Origin of the sequence: uncultured Devosia sp. (assembly GCF_964244875.1) — a bacterium.
In the GTDB taxonomy this organism is placed as follows: Bacteria; Pseudomonadota; Alphaproteobacteria; order Rhizobiales; family Devosiaceae; genus Devosia.
This window is the reverse complement of the sequence record NZ_CAXTKA010000008.1, coordinates 39,285-56,338: the sequence shown is the minus strand read 5'-3', so window position 1 is coordinate 56,338 and position 17,054 is coordinate 39,285. Positions and strand designations below refer to the sequence as shown.

Sequence of the window (17,054 nt, the reverse complement as noted above, 5' to 3'; positions counted from 1 at the left end):
GCCGCGTCAGCTTTGCGCGTGGTCGTTGATTTCGACCCAATAGCCGTCGGGGTCGCGGATATAGACCTGGCGGAAGCCGGCGGGGTGGTGGCCGATGGTGTCGGGCGTGTTGGGCCAGTTGTAATAGGTGATGCCGATGCCGCTCAGGCGGGCGAGAAAATCATCGAACGCCGCGACGCTGATGGCCAGGTGGTTGTCCTTGGTCACGGCGGTGCCCGCCATGTCGTCCTGGTTGAGATGCAGCGTATCGCTGCCGCCGATCGCCAGCCATTGGCCGGTCACCGGATCGCCGCTGGTGCGCACGATGGGCCAACCGAACACATCGATGTAAAATTGGGTGCTCAGCGCAATATCGCGGACGCGAATGGAAACGTGGTCGAGGCGGTGGGACATGAGGGGCTCCAGGCGAGGAATGAGTGATCCTAGCAGCAAGCGGGCGGGGGTTTACAGGTCCGAGTGCTGTTTTCGGGTGCCCGTAAAGTTTGTCGGTGTGGATTAACGGGTCGGCGAGACGGAGCAGTTACGATGAGCCTGAAGGTGGTACGATGGCGATTTCGGCGATTTCGAGTGGCATTGCGGGCATGCAGCAGGCGGCCGCGCGGTTCGAGGGCAGCGCCGGCAGGATTGCCCGGGCCGGGACAGGCCTCGGCGAGGTCGATGTGACCAGCGAAATGGTCAATGTGCTGCAGTCCAAGTTCGAGTTCGAGGCCGCCACCAAGGTCGTGCGCGTCGCCAGCGACATGGAAAAGTGGGCGATCGATATCCTGGCCTGAAACGCTCATTTCCCGTGCTGCGGGTGAATGGTGTGGCCGCGCATTCGTGCACCTTGGCGGATCGACATGGACGGGGCCCATCCGGGGGTGTGGCCGTTGCCGGGGGCCGATGGGCTGGGGTTGATCGTGGCAATCGTGGGGGCGATTTTGGGTCCGGTGTTGGCCCGGAACGCGGTGGTCCGGTCGCGAGCGACGCACACGACAGGGGCAGCTTGCCGACGCAAATGGGCACATCGGAATAAAACAAGCATTTACCTGTTTTATTAAGCCGCTTACCAAGGCGAGGTCATTTCGTCGCGGTGGGTGTGAACATGTCTGAGTCGTCGAGCGGCACCTGGGCCGAAATCTTCACCCCGCGCTACGCGACCGTGACGCTGATCCTGTGCCTGGGCGTCGCGCTGTTCGCGTTCAATGCGTTTTTGGCATCGACGGCGCTGCCCACGGCCGTGCAGCAATTGGGCGGAGTGGCGCTGATCTCCTGGGCGCTGACGCTGTATCTGGTGCTGGCGATCATGGGCGGCGCGGGGGCGGCGTTGATGAAGCAGCGGCTGGGGTCGCGCACTGCGCTGCTGGTATCGGCGGCGGTATTTCTGGTGGGAACGCTGGTCGCGGCACAGGCATCGAGCATGCCGCAAGTGCTGGTGGGGCGGTGCCTGCAGGGGCTGGGCGAGGGCGTGGTGGCGGCGATCTGCTTTGCCCTGATCCCCGAACTGTTTCCGCCGCGCCTGGTACCCAAAATCTTCGGCATGCAGGCGGTGATTTGGGCAGTGGCCTCGTTTGGCGGGCCGGTAGGGGCAGGGCTGTTGACCGAACTGGTGTCCTGGCGCGCGGCATTCCTTGCCAATGTGCCGGTGGTCCTGATCTTTGCCGCCATGGTGGCGTTCGTGGTGCCGGGCAAGACGCAGGCGGTGGTCGACAGTCCAGGTTTCCCGGGCGTTCGCTTGCTGGCGATCGGGGGCGGGATCATGCTGGTGGCGCTGGCCGCGGTCGCCCAGCCGCTGCTGGCGGCGGCGTTGCTGGCGGGGGCCGCGGCCTTGCTGGTCGGCGCGGTGCTGCTGGATCGGCGCAGCCGCGTGCCGATGATGCCGGCGGGGGCGTTCTGGCCGACATCGGTGGTGGGGGGCGGGCTGTTGATCAACCTGTTGATGTCCATGGCGGGGGCGATATCGGGGGTATACCTCGTGCTGTTGTTGCAGCAATTGTGGGGCTGGGGGCCGGCCATTGCCGGCGGCGTCGGGGCGGTCATGGCTGTGGCGTGGAGCTTTTCGGCGATCGTGGTGGCCAATGTCAAAAGCTACGCTACGCGCAAGGTGCTGATCCGCACGGGGCCGGCGCTGATCGGTCTCGGATTGCTGGGCGTGTTAGCTGGGTTGCTGTCCGGCCAGCTCGCCATGCTGCTGGTTGGGCAGGTGGCGATTGGTTCGGGGTTCGGCATCGCGTTCGGCTATCTCAATCTCAGCGTGATGGAAGCAGCGCCGGCCGGCGATCGCGATCGCGCTTCGGCGCTGGTGCCCACCACGCAATCGGCGGGCAATGCGATCGGGGCGGCGCTGGCGGGACTGGCGGCAAATTCTGCGGGTTACGCCAGCGCGACCACAAGCGGGGACATCCGCAGCGCCATCGTTCCGATGTTCGTGCTGGGCGCGAGCGTGGCGGGACTGGCGTTCATCGTGGCGCTGCGCACAACCGGATTGATGCGCGGCCAGGCCGGCGGGGCGAGCTTTGCGTCGGCCGAGTGAAAGGCAGCGTCAGCTTGTGCTGCTCTTGCATTGCCTGCATGTGCAAAACCGACGAGCGAATACACCGGCTGTTAAGGCCGGGCAGTCGATAATGACCCGGTGAGAACGACTTAACGGTCCAGCCAGGACCCGGCCGTTTCCATGGCGGTGGCGGCGTGCGCTGCCGCGAGTTGTTCAGAAGAACTCTCAAACCTCAGGTCTCGGATCGCATGCGTCTCATTGTCGGTATCGTTATTATCTGCGCGTCCGTGATCGGGGGCTATGTCGCCATGGGCGGGCATCTGGCGGTGCTGTTCCAGCCCTTCGAGTTCCTGATCATCCTGGGCGCGGCGATCGGGGCGTTCGTGATCGGCAATACCGGGGCCGTGCTCAAGCAGAGCCTGGGCGTCATCGGCACCATCTTTCGCGGGCCGCGTTACAACAAGGCGGCCTATGTCGAACTGCTCGGGCTGCAGTTCAGCCTGTTCAAGCTGGTGCAGGCCAAGGGCATCCTGGCGCTGGAGCCGCATATCGAAAATCCCGAGGAATCGACGCTGTTCGCGCGGTTTCCCAAATTCGCGGCCAATCACCATGCGGTGGAATTCACCTGCGATTACCTGCGCATGGTCTCGCTCGGCTCCAACAATGTCCATGAGATGGACGCGCTGATGGACGAAGAGCTGGAGACCCATCACCAGGAGCGCGAACGAGTCGTCATGGCGGTGCAGGCGCTGGCCGACGGCACGCCGGCACTGGGGATCGTCGCGGCGGTGCTGGGCGTGATCCACACCATGGGCTCGATCAGCGAGCCGCCCGAAGTGCTGGGCCACATGATCGGCGGCGCGCTGGTCGGCACGTTTTTCGGCGTGTTCATCGCCTATGGCTTTTTCGGCCCGATGGCGCAGGCGCTGCGCAACATCTACGAGGCGGAGGCCAAGTATTTCCTGTCGCTGAAAGTTGGCCTTCTGGCGCACATGTCGGGGCAGGTGCCGGTGATGGCCATCGAATTCGCCCGCAAGGGGCTGATGTCGGAAGACCGGCCGACTTTCGCCGAAATCGACCAGGCCACGGCCGACCTGAGCGCCGTGAGCTAGGGCGAGAGACAAGGACACCACGTCATGGCCGGCTACGATCAACCGATCATCATCAAGAAGATCAAGAAGAACAAGCACGCCCATCATGGCGGGGCCTGGAAGATCGCCTATGCGGACTTCGTGACCGCGATGATGGCGTTTTTCCTGCTGCTCTGGCTGATCAGCATGACCACGCCGGAGCAAAAGCAGGGGTTGGCGGATTATTTCGCGCCGCCCAATGTCAGTGCCTCGACCAGCGGCTCGGGCGGCATCATGGGCGGCACGGTGATGGATGTCGACGGTGCCAAGATGGCCGGCTCGATGATGGGCGCCAAGGACAATGCCTCGGCCGAGCAGAGTTCGGAATTCGGTGCCGCCGATACGAACGCGGGCGGAAGCGAGGGACAGGCGGGCGCGCAAGCGGGCCTGGTCGGCGCGTCCAACGCCGATCTGCGGTCCAGCAACGAACTGGCCTTCCAGAGCGCGGCGGCCAGCATCAAGCAGGCCTGGCAGGCTTTGCCCAACATAACCGAGGTCGCCGACAACCTGCTGATCGAGGAAACCGACGAGGGGCTCAATATCCAGATCGTCGACCAGGACGGGCGCCCGATGTTTCCCGAGGGTTCCAAATATCCCTTCGAGGTGACGCGCGAGGCCATTGCCGCGATCGCGCCGATCCTGCAGAAGCTGCCCAACCAGATCAATATTTCCGGGCATACGGCAGCGGGCACATTGTATGACAATCCGCGCTATGGCTCATGGGAATTGTCCAGCGACCGCGCCAATGTGGTGCGGTCCATCCTGGGCGAATTCGGGCTGGCGGACGATCGTATCCATGCGGTGATGGGTCGCTCGATCTCCGACCCGTTTTTTCCCAACGACCCCTATATGGCGGCCAATGAGCGCATCAAGATTACGGTCTTGTATGAAGCCCCGCCCGTGCCACCGGGGCTGGCACCCTAGGGAAAAGGCGACCGATCTGCTCTGCATTCGGGGTCATGAGGGGAGAGCCGTTGGGAACGCAACCCGTAACGGGGTGCAACGTCTCTCCCCCCGTCAGAACAGCCTGTGGACGCAGGGCTGTTCCGAATGGCGGGCGTTCGGTCCGGCCGGATGCCTTGGACGGTCGGCCAACGTCAGCGCGCGTTCAAATCGTCATGCGGTGCTGCCATTTCCCGGTGGAACACGGCCGCCTTACGGTCGACGCGCCCCAGGTTCTGGTTCTATAAGCCTTTGATGGATCTGAAAATTGTAAGGATTATCACTGGCAGAACTGCCATCGTGAAAAATCCCATTGCGGGAAATCGCGATGGCAAATCTTGCCGGGCCCTTCTCGACGCAAAGGCAATGACAAGGCCCGATAAGATGGTAGTCTTGCGCGGTTGGCGCTGTCGTGTCACGGCGCCGGAGCGGGGGAAGCCGTGCTGGCCTTGATGGAGCGATTCCTGGATCGCGTTCGCAAAGCGCGTACCGACGCCGAGATCATCGAGATTTTGCGCAATTTCAGTGCGGCGCTGGGGTTCGGCAGCGGCTTTCTGATCGAATATGTCAGCGAGTTGAAATCGGCGCTGCATATCCTCGATAGCAATGGCGACCGCCAGGCGTGGTGGCAGGCGCCGGAGTCGCAAAGCCTGCGCTCGGGGACGGGGGAGATGACGGCGCTGCTGGGCAAGGGCGGCGTGCAGGTGCTGGGCGAGGATCGGTTCAGCCGTCCCAACGATCCGGCGCTGGCGTTGGCGCGCAAGATGGACATGGTGGACCTCGCGCTGGTGCCGATCAGTTTTGATGGCGCGATCATCGGGCTGGGCGGGTTTTCGGGTCGTTCGTTGTTGTCGGAAAACCAAAGAACGACATTGCAGCTGATGACCTATAATTTGTTTGCGCAGACGCGCTCGTTCCGGGCCGTGGGCATTCGCACCACGACGACACCGTTGACGCCGCGCGAAAAGGAGGTCATCGGGCTGTCGGCAGATGGCTTGACTTCCCAGCAGATCGCCGATCGCCTGGGCATGTCGCCCCGTACGGTCAACCAGCATGTCGACAATGTGGCGGGCAAGCTGGGCACGAAAAACCGGGCCCATACAGTGGCCGAGGTGATCCGGCACGGGCTGCTCGACTAGGATGGCAGCGGGCTATTCCTCGGGCTCGGTGGTGAACAGCAGGGGATAGCCCTTGTCACGGGCGATTTCGGTGGCGCGGGTGGATTTTTCCTCGGCGATTTCCCTGGTGAACACCGCCACCACGCAGGCGCCCTTGGTGTGCGCGGTCAGCATGATGCCCAAAGCCTGCGCTTCGGGCACGCGGAACTCGGCCTTGAGGATGCGCACCACGAAATCACGCGGGGTGAAATCGTCATTGACCAGGATAACCTTGTAAAGCGGCGGCTTGGCCGTTTTCGGCACGGTCTCGGTGCGGTTCTTGGTAACGGTATCAGCCATTGGGAGGCGCTCCTGCCAATGTGGGCGCTCTTGTGTAGCACGCCCGCAAGACGGGCTACAGATGGCAAACCGGCGCGCCCGGTTCAAGGAATTCATGAGTTCAAAGCGAACGCCAGTGAACCCTTGGCCCTGCCGACCGTTGCAGCACAAACTTCAGCACAAAGGATAGACCATGGCCGACGCCCCCTTGATCCAGCTCCAGGACGGTAATGCCATTCCCCAACTCGGCCTGGGGGTATGGCAGATTTCCAATGACGATGTGGTCGGGGCGGTCAACCAGGCCATCATGGCGGGCTATCGCATGATCGATACGGCGCAAGGCTACGGCAATGAGGAAGGCGTGGGACGGGGTGTGGTTGAAAGCGGGCTCAATCGCGACGCGATCTTCATCACCTCCAAGGTGGCCAATCGCAACCAGGGCTATGACAAGACGCTGGCCAGCTTCATGGAGACGCTGGGCCGGCTGGGCGTCGACTGGCTCGATCTGTTTTTGATCCATTGGCCGGTGCCGGCGCAGGACAAATATGCCGAGACCTGGAAGGCGCTGGTGCAGTTGCAGAAGGACGGGCGCATCAAATCCATCGGGGTTTCCAATTTCCTGCCCGATCACCTGGAGCGGATCATCGGGGAAACCGGGGTCGTGCCGGTGGTCAACCAGATCGAGCTGCATCCCCAGTTTCAGCAGCGGGACGTGCGCGAGTTTCATCGCCAGCACGGCATCGCCATCGAAAGCTACAGCCCGCTGGGCCGCGGCTTGCTGCTCGACGACCCGACCATCGCCGGCATCGCGCGCAAGCATGGCAAGAGCCCGGCACAGGCCATCTTGCGCTGGCATGTCCAGGAAGAGCTGATCGTCATCCCCAAATCGTCCTCACCCGAGCGCATCGGCGATAATATCGCGGTGTTCGATTTTGAACTGGACGAGGACGACATGGCAGCCATTGCCGGACTGGACAAGCCGGACGGCAAGCATGGCAGCAATCCGGCGGTGATGAACAATCTTTAGCGGGGCGATCGTATCGGCAGGGCAAGCATGGCTTGCAGGGCAGCGTCGGAGATCGCCAGGGCGCGGTCGTCCAGCACGCCGGCCTTGCGGATGACGATGTCGTTGCTCAAGGTGAAAATCTTCCAGCGAATGAGCGAGGCATGCGACAGGCCGGAAGCGTCACCGGAGGCGATGAGGATGTCGCTGGGCCAACGGGAATGCTGCGCGGACGTGATCATGGCGAAAACGGTATGGCCGTTGTCGGCATTGAACTGTCGTGACGATAAAACGAGCGCCGGCCGTCGCTTGGTGGCCGGCACGTCGATGAATGGGAAGGTTACGACCGCGATGTCGCCGCGATCACAGATCAGAATAGGCCAGTTCGTCTTCCGGGGAGTCCCATTCCGACAGCGTCGCAGCCAAGCTGGTCAAATAGGCATCGGCCGAGACGACTTCGCGAATTTCAACGATTTCGCCACGCTCGGCCTGCCAGAGGGTCCAGGCTTCTTTCATCTGTTCTACCGGTTTGATGCCGGGCGTCGGGCGGCCATCCTTGCCGGCTTTCATCCGTTGCCATTTGCCGATGACGCCGCGAACATCAAGTTCGATCACCTGGCCGGCGGGCATAGCCGACAGCCGTTCCCGCAATTTGGGATCGCCTTCAATATGACTGATCCAAATGGTGTTATCCCGAATACGAACCGTTGCCACTTCAGCACCCCAACGCAGTTGTTGCGTGATTGTAGGGGTGGGGTGGGGGTGGGGTCAACCGTGTTTGATTTTGATGTAAGCCGGGCCTAGTTTGTCGGGGCCGCAAGTTGCTGGAGACTGAGCATGGATTATCGTCGTCTTGGAATGACCGGGCTGGAAGTGTCGCGGATTTGCCTGGGGTGCATGAGCTATGGCGATGCCAAGCGCGGCAATCATGAATGGACGCTGGACGAGGAGACGAGCCGGCCGTTCATCAAGCAGGCGCTGGAGGCGGGGATCAATTTCTTCGATACCGCCAATGTCTATTCGGACGGCACCAGCGAGGAGATCGTCGGGCGGGCGCTCAAGGACTTCGGCACGCGCGACGCGGTGGTGATCGCCACCAAGGTGCATGGGCGCATGCGGCCGGGGCCGAACGGGGCAGGGCTGTCACGCCGCAGCATCATGGCGGAAATCGACAACAGCCTGCGCCGGTTGGGGACCGATTATGTCGATCTCTACCAAATCCATCGCTGGGACCCCGAGACGCCGATCGAGGAAACGCTGGAAGCGCTGCACGACGTGGTCAAGGCCGGCAAGGCGCGCTATATCGGCGCTTCTTCAATGTATGCCTGGCAATTCGCCAAGGCACTGTATCTGCAGAAGGCGCATGGTTGGGCGCAGTTCGTTTCCATGCAGAACCATCTCAACCTGATGTATCGCGAGGAAGAGCGCGAGATGCTGCCGCTCTGCCGCGCCGAAGGTGTGGGCGTCATTCCATGGAGCCCGCTGGCGCGGGGCAAGCTGACGCGCGATTGGGACGCGCAAAGCGCGCGCAGCGGCACCGATGGCATGATCACCCGGATGTATACCGAGACCGAGGCCGCCGATCGCAAAGTGGTGGAAGCCGTGGCGCAGGTGGCGCAGCGGCTGGGGGTGCCGCGGGCGCAGGTGGCCCTGGCCTGGCTGTTGGGCAAGAGCGAAGTGACGGCACCGATCGTGGGGGCGACGCGGCAGGCGCATTTGAGCGATGCGGTGGCGGCGCTGGCGGTCAAGCTCAGTGCGGCGGACGTGGCGGAACTGGAAGCGGCTTATGTCCCGCATGCGGTGGCGGGGCACGGCTAGGCATTTGATGGTTTCGCGGCAATGCGGAGAGCCGTGGTTTCGGTTTCCGCTGCCGGCGTATCCTGGCCTGCCAAGGAGAGGTTGGGGAAGAGAGGCCCGATATGGGGACAATCCACTACCCCCACCTTGATCCTCCCCCTTCCAGGGGGAGGGGTCGACTGAGGCGTTGAGCCAAGCGCCCAGTCTTATGGGTTAGACGGGCTGTGCGGAGGGAGTGAAGGTGGGGTACCTATCCAGCCTTGCTAGAGCTTGAGCTTGAAGCCTTCGTGCGATTGCTGGAAGCCCAGGGTGCGGTAGAAGCGGTGGGCGTCGGTGCGCACCTTGTTGGAGGTGAGCTGGACCGTGCCGCAGCCGCGTTCGCGGCAATAGGCGATGGCCCAGCGCACCAGTCGGCTGCCATGGCCGCTGCCGCGCTGGTCGGCGCGGATGTGCACGTTTTCCAGAATGCCCCGGCTCATGCCGAAATTGGGCAGGCCGGGCATGATGGTGATCTGCAACGTGCCGATGACCTCGCCATCGCGTTCGGCAACGACCAGACGGTGGGCGGGGTCGGCTGCGATTTGGGCGAAGGCGGCGAAGGTGCGCGAGTCGGTGAACGTGGCAGGATCGAGCGGCGGGGTATCGCTGCCGCGTGAGTCGCCGGCGTGGCTCAGGGTCAGCATGACCGAGATGTCGGCAGGAACGGCGTCGCGGAAGATCAGATAGGACATGGCGATTTCAATCCTATGTCAGCGGCGGGGCGCCAGCAGGCGGGCAAGGCCGAGCACGCCCAGGGCCAGGATGGCGGTGGCGATGGCCAGCCAGGAGCCGGCCGCCCAGATCGCGCTGGTGCCGGCCCAAAGGATGGAGGCGAAGGCTTCGGTCAGGGTGGCGGCGCGCGAGGCCACCTGGCGGCGGCGGAACATGGAGCGCTTGGCGACGACGCGGAACCACAATTGAATAGTGGTGGCGGAGCCTGCCGCCAGGGTCGCACAGGCGGCGGTGACCAGGGCCATGGGCACCGAGGACAAGGCCAGCAGCAAGAGCATCGGGGTCAGCACTACGGCGATGATGGCCAGTACGGCCTCGATCTTGGCGGTGAGCACGGCGCGTGGGGCGACGGGCGCGGTGACCACCAGATCATGGGCGTCCTCGCCAGAAATGGCGAGCCAGGCCAGGCCGCCCGCCAATTGGCCCGCCGCCATCACCAGCACCGGGACGACGACGATGTAGGCGCCGGCATGGTCGCCATAATTGATCCACAGCATCAGGGCGGGCGGCAGCAGATAGAGAATCTGCATCAGGGTTTGCGATAGCAACCAGGGGTCGCGCTGCAACAGGCGCCATTCCTTGGCGCGCAGCACGGCGCGCTGTGAAGCGAAACGGAAGGAGCGGGCCGCGGGGCGGCGGCGGTTGCGAATGTGCGACAGGCCGGTGGCGGCAATGGCGTGGCGGCCATAGCCCGACGCCGTCAGCGCAATCGCCAGCGCCAGGGCGCCGAAGCCAATAGCGGCGAGCAGGCCAAGAGCCGTGAGGTCGCCCATGCCGGCGCGCGCCGCGAGCCAGAGCGGGCTGGCGATATCGGGTGCGGCGGCAACCACTTCGGCGGACTGGAACAGAGAGAAGCGCGAGAAACTGCCGTAGTACAGAATGGCGGCGGCCTGGATGCCGATGACGAAACCGGCGCCGACAAGCGCGGCGACGATCTGGGCGACCAGCCGTGTGCGCTTGGGGCCGACGGTGCGGAACAGGGTAATGGTGATGGCCACGGCGATCGCCGTCGACAGCGCGCCCAGGGCAGCCAGGGTGGGATAGGCGGCCAACCGGTGCGGGCCATCGAGCACGACCAGCATATCGATCATCGGGCTAGCAAGCAGGCAGGACAAAAGGCTGCTCGACAGCGCCACGGCAGCAGTGCGCACGGCAAACAGCCGGCGCGAGGACGCCGGCGAGGAGAGGATGAGGTCAAGATCGGCGCGCGCGTAATAGACGCGGGTAACCGACTCAAGAGACTGGCTCAGCATGACCGACCAGAACAGCAGGCCGCCGCCGGTCAGCAGCACCAGAGTGGGCTTGTCGGGCGCAATGGCCTGGCTGGCCCAAGGCGCGAGCAGGCCATAGGCCATCAGGTGCAAGAAGAAAAAGACGATGGCGAGGACGATCGCCAGGACGATGCCGCGCGTGCGGCGGCCGCCGGTCATCACGGCGATGGCTTCGCGCCAGGCCAGGGTCATTTCGTGCCGGGCGAACCAGACCAGGGTGGCGGGCGCGGCAGTCATGCGGCGGCGGCATCTTGCCGGGCGACGAGGTCGAGGAAGATATCCTCGAGGCTGGTCTGGCCACGGCCGATGCGGGCGCGCAGATCGCCCAGGGTGCCCTCGGCGATCAGGCGGCCGTGGGTGATGACGCCGATGCGCTCGGCCATGCGTTCGGCTACCTCCAGGATATGGGTGGTCATGATGACGGTGACGCCATCGCGCACCAGGCCCTGCAGCACGTCCTTGACCTGGCGGGCCGAGCCGGCATCAAGCCCGGTCAGCGGCTCGTCGAGGATGATCAGCCTGGGGTCGTGCACCAGGGCACCGGCCAGGGCCACCTTTTGCAGCATGCCCTTGGAGAAGCTGCCGCACAGATCGTTGGCATGGGGGGCAAGGCCCAGCCAGCCGATCAACTCATGCGCCTTGGCCTGGGCGACGTTTGGGTCGACCTGCCAGAGCCCGGCCACGAACTGTAGGTATTCCAGCGGCGTCAGCCGGTCATAGACCATGGGTTCGTCCGACACCCAGGCGGTGACGCGCTTGGCGGCGAGCGGATCGTTGCGCGCGTCGATGCCGAAAATGGAGATGGCGCCGGCATTGGGCCGCAGCAGGCCCGCGACCATGCGCAGGATGGTGGTCTTGCCGGCGCCGTTGGGTCCCAGCAGGGCATAGAACTCGCCGGCCTTGACCGTGAGATCGAGATTGTCGACCACGGGCCGGTCAAAGGTTTTGCGCAGGCCGGTTATCGTTAGGGCAGGCATGGACATGGCGCGCTCCGAAGATCAGGCCGGGACAGCCTAGTGCGCAGGCATTGAGGGGTGATGAAAGGACAAGGTTAGGAGCACCTGAATGTGGGCAATTCAGCGCGCTCCGTCGGCGTGATGTCGAAAATTGAGCAGTGCGAACGTCATAATTCAGGATGCACTATTTTGGAGGAGCAGATGCCAAGCAAACTCAATGAGACATTCGATGCCGAGATCGTCAAGAGCGATGCCAAGGGCGGCTGGAGCTACGTGAAATGGCCACGATCCGCCGCGTTCTTCGGCACGCGCGGGCTGGTCAAGATCCGCGGCAAGGTCGATGGCCATCCATTCCAGAGTTCGTTCATGGCGCTGGGCGACGGCACCCATAAACTGCCGCTCGCCGCCGATTTACGAGCGGCAATCGGCAAGGAGGCCGGCAGCATGGTGACGATCGAGCTGGACGAACGCCTGAACTGAGGCGGGGTCCTGGTATAATTGGCCAACGGAAACGGAGGTTACTGCCTGCTTGGCAATGACCCGGTGCGTGGGAGAATTTCGGTGCAAAGACCGGACTAGCGCTGGGTGAGGTAGCCTTCGGGGACGCCCTTGGGGGAAAGGACGAATTGCCAGACTTGCAAGGCACGGGAGCGGAAGCCGCCGGCGCAGCAGAGCAGGTAATATTGCCACATGCGATAGAAGCGTTCGCCCTCGGCGTCGCGGTTCTCGGGCCATTTGGCGGTGAAATTGGCGGACCAGGCCATCAGCGTCCTGTCGTAATGGGGGCCGATATTGTGCACGTCGATGGTGGCGAACAGCCCGTCGATCCCCTGGCCGATCTGGGCGATCGAGGGAATGACGCCGCCGGGAAAGATGTATTTCTCGAGCCAGGGATCGATGGTGTTGGTGGTGACGGCGGCGCCCACGGTGTGCAGCAGGAACAGACCATCCTCGGCGATGGCGCGGCGCGCTGCCTCGAAATAGGCGCGGTAATTCTTGTAGCCGACGTGCTCGAACATGCCCATGGACACGACATGGTCGACCTTGCCGGTAAACTCGCGATAGTCCTTGACCTGGAATTCGACATTCATGCCATGGTAACGGGCGCGGCCGTATTCGGCCTGGTCGGGAGAGACGGTGACGCCGACGCAATCGGCGTCGTAGCGTTCGGCGGCAAAGCCCATGAAGGCGCCCCAGCCGCAGCCGATATCCCAGACCTTCTGGCCTGGCTTGAGGCCGATCTTGCGGCAGATCAAGTCGAGCTTGGCGTTTTGCGCCTCGTCGATATCGGTGACGCCTTCGGGCCAGTAGCCGCAGGAGCCGGTCATGCGATCATCGAGCGAGGCGTGATAGGCCTCGGTCTGGCTGTAGTGCATGGTGGCGACGCGGCGCGAGCGGGCGATGGTCTGCATGTTGAAGACGCGCGCCTGCACCGTCTGCCAGATCAGGTTCATCGAGGGCTTGAAATTGCGGTCCACCGTCCGCGCGATGACGCGGTTGAAGAACTCGGCGAGATCGGCACAGTCCCACCAGCCGTCCATATAGGCTTCGCCCAGGCCCAGCGTTCCCTCGGCCAAAAAGCGGTTCCAGAGGCGCTCGTCGTGCACCTGCATGTCCCAGGGGTCGGGACCGTCGACGATGACGCCTGCATCGGCAAGCAGGGCGGCTATAGCAGATTTGTCGGTCATGGGACGCGCAATCCTGGTGGCCGCATACGTAACAGGGTGCGGCGGGCGTGCAGGAGAGCAATTTTATCGGTTTATTTCAAGCGGTCAGGCGCGGAGCGCAGGGGTAGTCCAAGACTTGGCAGAATGTCTCAGTCGATGCCTCCCTATTAGGTGGGAGGATCAAGGTGGGGGTGCCCTGGCCGCTATTGGGGCTCTCGCACCCCCACCCATCCTCCCCCTGGGAGGGGGAGGGGCCGCGCTGTGGCGCTATTGGATTTTGGCCTGTGACAGAATGGGTTCCTGCGTTCGTAGGAATGACGCCGTGACATGTAGCCAGGCGAACTTCCCCCGCCGGGGGGAAGTCGGGATTGGTGAATGGTTGACGTCAAAGTCAGGCGCAGCCCATCACAGCGTGATGCGATAAACCCCGAAGCCGGCTTCGCTGGTGTCGCCGGTGGCCTCGATCTTGATGGCGGTGACATCGGCCAGGTGGTTGGCGGCCTTGGGGCCGGTTTCGAACAGCACGGTGGTGTCCCCGATGGGGGCCAGCGACCAGTTGCTGTCGGCCTTGGGGTTGATGGTGCCCTGCTCGATGATGAAGCGGATCAACAGGTCGCGATTGGTGTCGGGGCCCTTGAACACGATCTTGTCGGCGCCGGTGCCGGGGAAGTTGCCGCCACCGCCAGCGCGGTAATTGTTGGAGGCAACGACGAACCTGGCGGCCGGATCGATCGGCTTGCCATCGAACATCAGATCGACGATGCGATTGGCATCGGGATTGGCGACCGCCTTGCCGTCGGTAGCATATTTGGAGGGTTGGGTCAGATCGATCTTGTAGGTCACGCCGTCGATGACGTCGAAATTATAGGAGGGGAAATCCAGATTGATCAGGGAAGCGTCCTTGGCCCCCTTCTCGACCTGATTGAAGATGCCGGCCGAGCGCTCCGGCCAGTCCTTGACTTCGGCGCCGGTAATGGCGACGGCCTGGATGGTATTGGGATAGAGGTACAGATCGGCCACGTTCTTGATGGCGACGGGACCCACCGGCACGTCGGTGTAATAGTCGGGACCACCGCGGCCGCCGGCCTTGAAGGGTGCGGCTGCCGACAGGATGGGCAGGGCTTCCCACTCGGTGCCCTTCATCATCTGGGCGATGTACCAGGTCTGGGCCTGGCTGACGATCTGCACCGACGGATCGTCGGCGACCAGGGCGAAATAGGAATAGAGCGGCGCCGCGGTTTCCCCGACGGGACGGCGAACATAGTCCAGCGTTTCCTCATGCTCGAGCCGGGAGGCTTCGATCACGCCGGCTTCGTCCTCGACCAGAGCGGTCACCTTGCCATCGACGCGCTCGAAGATCGGGCGAGCTTCGGAGGTATGCGAGACGATGGTCCACTTGCCGGCAGCGTCCTGCTCCAGCAGCAGGTCGATCAGGCCCATATGGCTGCCCCAGAAACCGGCCATGACGGCGGGCTTGCCGGCCAGCGTGCCGTTTTCGAGGTCGGCGCCTTCAAGGCCCTCGAAATCCTTGGAATTGGGGAACACCAAATGCTGGTGGCCGGTCAGCACCACGTCGATCCCCTCGACCGCCGCCAGTTGCAGCGAGGCGTTCTCGGCGCCCGGGCCGGTATCGGCGGCAATGCCGGAATGGGACAGCGCGATGATCAGTTCGGCCCCTTCCGCCTTCATCCTGGGGATATAGGCCTTGGCGGTCTCGACGATATCGCGGGTGTTGACCAGGCCCGCGAGGTGGCTGGAATCCCAGGTCATGATCTGGGGTGGCACGAAGCCGATCAGGCCGATCTTGATGGTTTTTTTGGCGCCCGAGCCGTCGGTCAATTCCTTGTCGATGATGCGGTAGGGTTCGAGATAAGTCTCGTCGGCCAAGGGGTCGGCGCCCAGAGCGTCGCCGACGACCAGATTGGCCGAAACGAACGGGAATTCGGCGCCCGAGAGCGCCATGGCGAGATATTCCAGGCCATAGTTGAATTCATGGTTGCCCAGGGTGGCGGCTTCGTAACCCAGGGTGTTCATCGCCGCGATCATGGGATGAATATTGTCCTCGATACCCTTTTCATAGGCGACATAGTCGCCCATCGGGTTGCCCTGGATGATGTCGCCATTGTCCAGAAGCATGGAATTGCCGGCTTCGGCGCGGATCGCATCGATGATGGAGGCGGTGCGGGCCAGGCCCATGGTGTCGTTGGGAGCATCGGCGAAATAGTCGTAGGCAAAGACCGCGACGTGCAGATCGGTGGTTTCCATGATGCGCAAATGGGCCTGGTTGGCCTGGGCGCTGGCGGCGAAGGGGTGCAATACGGTCATGGCGCCGATACTAACGGAACCGGCAAGAAAGGTGCGGCGGGAAATGGCTGGATCAAATTTCATCACATGTCTCCGGAACAATCGCGGGGTTTGACGAGGCGCTGGAACGATAAGCGGCAGTGCCGGTTATGCTTCAGGTGAATGGCGGGCTCCTCTTGCCGTTGGCAGGTGACGCTGCAATGACGACGGCAAGCCAGTGTTAGGTAAATTGGACCGTTTGGTCAAATTCTTGCGCGCCGGCTTTGGCGTTTGCCGGGGAGAAACGCCTGTGCAACATCTTGGGCGAGAATAGCTATGGGAGACGGGCTATGAAGTGGCAGGGGCGCGAGCGCAGCTCGAATATCGAGGATCGGCGCGGGCAGGCCGGCGGCGGGCTCGGCGGTGGACTGGGCGGCGGGTTTGGACGCGGCGGGGGCGGCATGCGCCTGCCCACCGGACGGTCCGGCGGCATTGGCGGGGTGATCGGCATCGTGGTGGTGCTGGGCATCATCTGGGCGCTGACCGGACAAAATCCGATCGATATCCTGACCGGGGGCACCAGCGCGGGCACGACGACGAGCTCATCATCGTCCAGCGCGCCGCCAGCGGCGGGAGAGGACGAGATGGCCGATTTCGTGGGCGTGGTGGTCAAGGAAACCGAGGATGTGTGGACGCAAAAATTCGCGGCCGCCGGGCAGACCTATACGCCGCCGGGCGTGGTGCTGTTTTCGGGCGCGACCGCGTCGGGCTGCGGCCAGGCCAGCGCCGACAGCGGGCCGTTCTACTGCCCGCAGGATCGCAAGGTGTATATCGACCTGTCGTTCTACGACCAGTTGCGGCAGCAGTTCGGCGCGCCAGGGGATTTTGCGCAGGCTTACGTGCTGGCCCATGAGGTCGGCCACCACGTGCAGAACCTGGACGGGACGCTGCCGCGTTTCGATGCCGAGCGGGCCAATATGAGTGCGGAAGACGCCAATGCCTATTCGGTGCGGATCGAATTGCAGGCCGATTGCTATGCCGGCGTGTGGGCGCATGAGGTGGGGCGCGAGAACCTGCTGGATAGCGGCGACATGGAAGAGGCGATCAATGCCGCCAATTCGATCGGCGACGATACGTTGCAGCGGCAAACCCAGGGCGAGGCGGTTCCACGCACGTTCACTCATGGCACCTCGGAGCAGCGCAAGGCCTGGCTGCAACGCGGCATGGCCAGCGGCAATCCCGCCGATTGCGATACGTTCTCGGGGTCGATTTAGCCGTCAACAATTCGACGGCGTGCTGCGGTCCATGCCGGTGCGCCGTTCAAA

Annotated in this window: 18 protein-coding genes; 9 read left to right on the top strand and 9 right to left on the bottom strand. The window is 63.5% G+C overall.

Annotated elements, in window-relative coordinates:
- Positions 1-6: 6 nt before the first annotated feature.
- Positions 7-393 (bottom strand): VOC family protein, encoded by a 387-nt coding sequence (locus ACFE8X_RS10945; RefSeq protein WP_375451505.1) that lies wholly within the window; start codon positions 391-393, stop codon positions 7-9.
- A gap of 152 nt (positions 394-545) precedes the next feature.
- Here ACFE8X_RS10945 and ACFE8X_RS10940 point away from each other — a divergent pair, with 152 nt between their 5' ends.
- The 5 genes from ACFE8X_RS10940 (at position 546) to ACFE8X_RS10920 (ending at position 5,684) form a co-directional block, all read left to right on the top strand.
- Complete coding sequence (locus tag ACFE8X_RS10940) at positions 546-773, top strand: flagellar basal body rod C-terminal domain-containing protein (RefSeq protein WP_375451504.1); 228 nt, start codon at positions 546-548, stop codon at positions 771-773.
- Between the two features lie 311 nt (positions 774-1,084).
- Positions 1,085-2,512: an MFS transporter gene (locus ACFE8X_RS10935; RefSeq protein WP_375451503.1), complete on the top strand. Its 1,428-nt coding sequence runs from the start codon at positions 1,085-1,087 to the stop codon at positions 2,510-2,512.
- Positions 2,513-2,721: 209 nt separating this feature from the next.
- Positions 2,722-3,585 carry a flagellar motor stator protein MotA gene (gene motA, locus ACFE8X_RS10930; protein WP_375451502.1) on the top strand — a complete coding sequence of 288 codons (864 nt, stop codon included), beginning with the start codon at positions 2,722-2,724 and terminating at the stop codon, positions 3,583-3,585.
- A gap of 24 nt (positions 3,586-3,609) precedes the next feature.
- Entirely contained in the window at positions 3,610-4,527 is a 918-nt protein-coding gene (locus ACFE8X_RS10925; protein ID WP_375451501.1) for a flagellar motor protein MotB, read from the top strand.
- A 419-nt stretch (positions 4,528-4,946) separates the two neighbouring features.
- Positions 4,947-5,684, top strand: coding sequence for a LuxR C-terminal-related transcriptional regulator (locus ACFE8X_RS10920; RefSeq protein WP_375451500.1), 738 nt, complete (start codon positions 4,947-4,949; stop codon positions 5,682-5,684).
- 12 nt (positions 5,685-5,696) lie between these two features.
- Here ACFE8X_RS10920 and clpS read toward each other — a convergent pair whose 3' ends face one another.
- Positions 5,697-6,002 (bottom strand): ATP-dependent Clp protease adapter ClpS, encoded by a 306-nt coding sequence (clpS, locus tag ACFE8X_RS10915; protein ID WP_375451499.1) that lies wholly within the window; start codon positions 6,000-6,002, stop codon positions 5,697-5,699.
- Between the two features lie 172 nt (positions 6,003-6,174).
- On the opposite strand from clpS, the gene ACFE8X_RS10910 reads away from it, so the two are divergent.
- Entirely contained in the window at positions 6,175-7,008 is an 834-nt protein-coding gene (locus tag ACFE8X_RS10910; protein WP_375451498.1) for an aldo/keto reductase, read from the top strand.
- Here the strand turns inward: ACFE8X_RS10910 and ACFE8X_RS10905 are convergent.
- Entirely contained in the window at positions 7,005-7,337 is a 333-nt protein-coding gene (locus ACFE8X_RS10905) for a type II toxin-antitoxin system PemK/MazF family toxin (RefSeq protein ID WP_375451619.1), read from the bottom strand. The two genes, ACFE8X_RS10910 and ACFE8X_RS10905, sit on opposite strands and share 4 nt — an antisense overlap.
- A 10-nt stretch (positions 7,338-7,347) precedes the next feature.
- Positions 7,348-7,698, bottom strand: coding sequence for a hypothetical protein (locus tag ACFE8X_RS10900; protein WP_375451497.1), 351 nt, complete (start codon positions 7,696-7,698; stop codon positions 7,348-7,350).
- Between the two features lie 123 nt (positions 7,699-7,821).
- On the opposite strand from ACFE8X_RS10900, the gene ACFE8X_RS10895 reads away from it, so the two are divergent.
- Positions 7,822-8,802, top strand: coding sequence for an aldo/keto reductase (locus ACFE8X_RS10895; RefSeq protein WP_375451496.1), 981 nt, complete (start codon positions 7,822-7,824; stop codon positions 8,800-8,802).
- Between the two features lie 242 nt (positions 8,803-9,044).
- Here the strand turns inward: ACFE8X_RS10895 and ACFE8X_RS10890 are convergent, their stop codons facing one another.
- From ACFE8X_RS10890 to ACFE8X_RS10880, 3 genes are read right to left on the bottom strand one after another with little or no spacing between them, the layout of a single operon-like run.
- A complete protein-coding gene (locus tag ACFE8X_RS10890; protein ID WP_375451495.1) occupies positions 9,045-9,512 on the bottom strand; it encodes a GNAT family N-acetyltransferase in 468 nt (155 codons plus the stop codon).
- A gap of 18 nt (positions 9,513-9,530) precedes the next feature.
- Positions 9,531-11,060, bottom strand: coding sequence for a permease (locus ACFE8X_RS10885; RefSeq protein ID WP_375451494.1), 1,530 nt, complete (start codon positions 11,058-11,060; stop codon positions 9,531-9,533).
- Complete coding sequence (locus ACFE8X_RS10880; protein ID WP_375451493.1) at positions 11,057-11,806, bottom strand: ABC transporter ATP-binding protein; 750 nt, start codon at positions 11,804-11,806, stop codon at positions 11,057-11,059. Before ACFE8X_RS10880 ends, ACFE8X_RS10885 begins: the two co-directional genes overlap by 4 nt.
- 174 nt (positions 11,807-11,980) lie before the next feature.
- Between ACFE8X_RS10880 and ACFE8X_RS10875 the strand changes: the two genes are divergently transcribed.
- Positions 11,981-12,259 carry a DUF1905 domain-containing protein gene (locus ACFE8X_RS10875; protein WP_375451492.1) on the top strand — a complete coding sequence of 93 codons (279 nt, stop codon included), beginning with the start codon at positions 11,981-11,983 and terminating at the stop codon, positions 12,257-12,259.
- A gap of 95 nt (positions 12,260-12,354) precedes the next feature.
- On the opposite strand, the gene cfa is transcribed toward ACFE8X_RS10875, so the two are convergent.
- Both cfa and ACFE8X_RS10865 read right to left on the bottom strand, forming a co-directional pair.
- Positions 12,355-13,467: a cyclopropane fatty acyl phospholipid synthase gene (cfa, locus tag ACFE8X_RS10870; protein ID WP_375451491.1), complete on the bottom strand. Its 1,113-nt coding sequence runs from the start codon at positions 13,465-13,467 to the stop codon at positions 12,355-12,357.
- Positions 13,468-13,851: 384 nt separating this feature from the next.
- Positions 13,852-15,834, bottom strand: a complete 1,983-nt coding sequence (locus ACFE8X_RS10865; RefSeq protein ID WP_375451490.1) for a bifunctional 2',3'-cyclic-nucleotide 2'-phosphodiesterase/3'-nucleotidase — start codon at positions 15,832-15,834, stop codon at positions 13,852-13,854.
- 245 nt (positions 15,835-16,079) lie between these two features.
- On the opposite strand from ACFE8X_RS10865, the gene ACFE8X_RS10860 reads away from it, so the two are divergent.
- Positions 16,080-17,003 (top strand): neutral zinc metallopeptidase, encoded by a 924-nt coding sequence (locus tag ACFE8X_RS10860; RefSeq protein WP_375451489.1) that lies wholly within the window; start codon positions 16,080-16,082, stop codon positions 17,001-17,003.
- Positions 17,004-17,054: the final 51 nt, after the last annotated feature.

What these genes read in the sequence shown, in the direction of transcription:
- ACFE8X_RS10865 (WP_375451490.1), bottom strand. Translation starts at nt 15,834, where the DNA reads ATGAAATTTGATCCAGCCATTTCCCGCCGCACCTTTCTTGCCGGTTCC.
- ACFE8X_RS10880 (WP_375451493.1), bottom strand. Translation starts at nt 11,806, where the DNA reads ATGTCCATGCCTGCCCTAACGATAACCGGCCTGCGCAAAACCTTTGAC.
- ACFE8X_RS10940 (WP_375451504.1), top strand. Translation starts at nt 546, where the DNA reads ATGGCGATTTCGGCGATTTCGAGTGGCATTGCGGGCATGCAGCAGGCG.
- ACFE8X_RS10910 (WP_375451498.1), top strand. Translation starts at nt 6,175, where the DNA reads ATGGCCGACGCCCCCTTGATCCAGCTCCAGGACGGTAATGCCATTCCC.
- ACFE8X_RS10895 (WP_375451496.1), top strand. Translation starts at nt 7,822, where the DNA reads ATGGATTATCGTCGTCTTGGAATGACCGGGCTGGAAGTGTCGCGGATT.
- ACFE8X_RS10885 (WP_375451494.1), bottom strand. Translation starts at nt 11,060, where the DNA reads ATGACTGCCGCGCCCGCCACCCTGGTCTGGTTCGCCCGGCACGAAATG.
- clpS (WP_375451499.1), bottom strand. Translation starts at nt 6,002, where the DNA reads ATGGCTGATACCGTTACCAAGAACCGCACCGAGACCGTGCCGAAAACG.
- ACFE8X_RS10925 (WP_375451501.1), top strand. Translation starts at nt 3,610, where the DNA reads ATGGCCGGCTACGATCAACCGATCATCATCAAGAAGATCAAGAAGAAC.
- ACFE8X_RS10890 (WP_375451495.1), bottom strand. Translation starts at nt 9,512, where the DNA reads ATGTCCTATCTGATCTTCCGCGACGCCGTTCCTGCCGACATCTCGGTC.
- motA (WP_375451502.1), top strand. Translation starts at nt 2,722, where the DNA reads ATGCGTCTCATTGTCGGTATCGTTATTATCTGCGCGTCCGTGATCGGG.
- ACFE8X_RS10935 (WP_375451503.1), top strand. Translation starts at nt 1,085, where the DNA reads ATGTCTGAGTCGTCGAGCGGCACCTGGGCCGAAATCTTCACCCCGCGC.
- ACFE8X_RS10945 (WP_375451505.1), bottom strand. Translation starts at nt 393, where the DNA reads ATGTCCCACCGCCTCGACCACGTTTCCATTCGCGTCCGCGATATTGCG.
- ACFE8X_RS10860 (WP_375451489.1), top strand. Translation starts at nt 16,080, where the DNA reads ATGAAGTGGCAGGGGCGCGAGCGCAGCTCGAATATCGAGGATCGGCGC.
- ACFE8X_RS10875 (WP_375451492.1), top strand. Translation starts at nt 11,981, where the DNA reads ATGCCAAGCAAACTCAATGAGACATTCGATGCCGAGATCGTCAAGAGC.
- cfa (WP_375451491.1), bottom strand. Translation starts at nt 13,467, where the DNA reads ATGACCGACAAATCTGCTATAGCCGCCCTGCTTGCCGATGCAGGCGTC.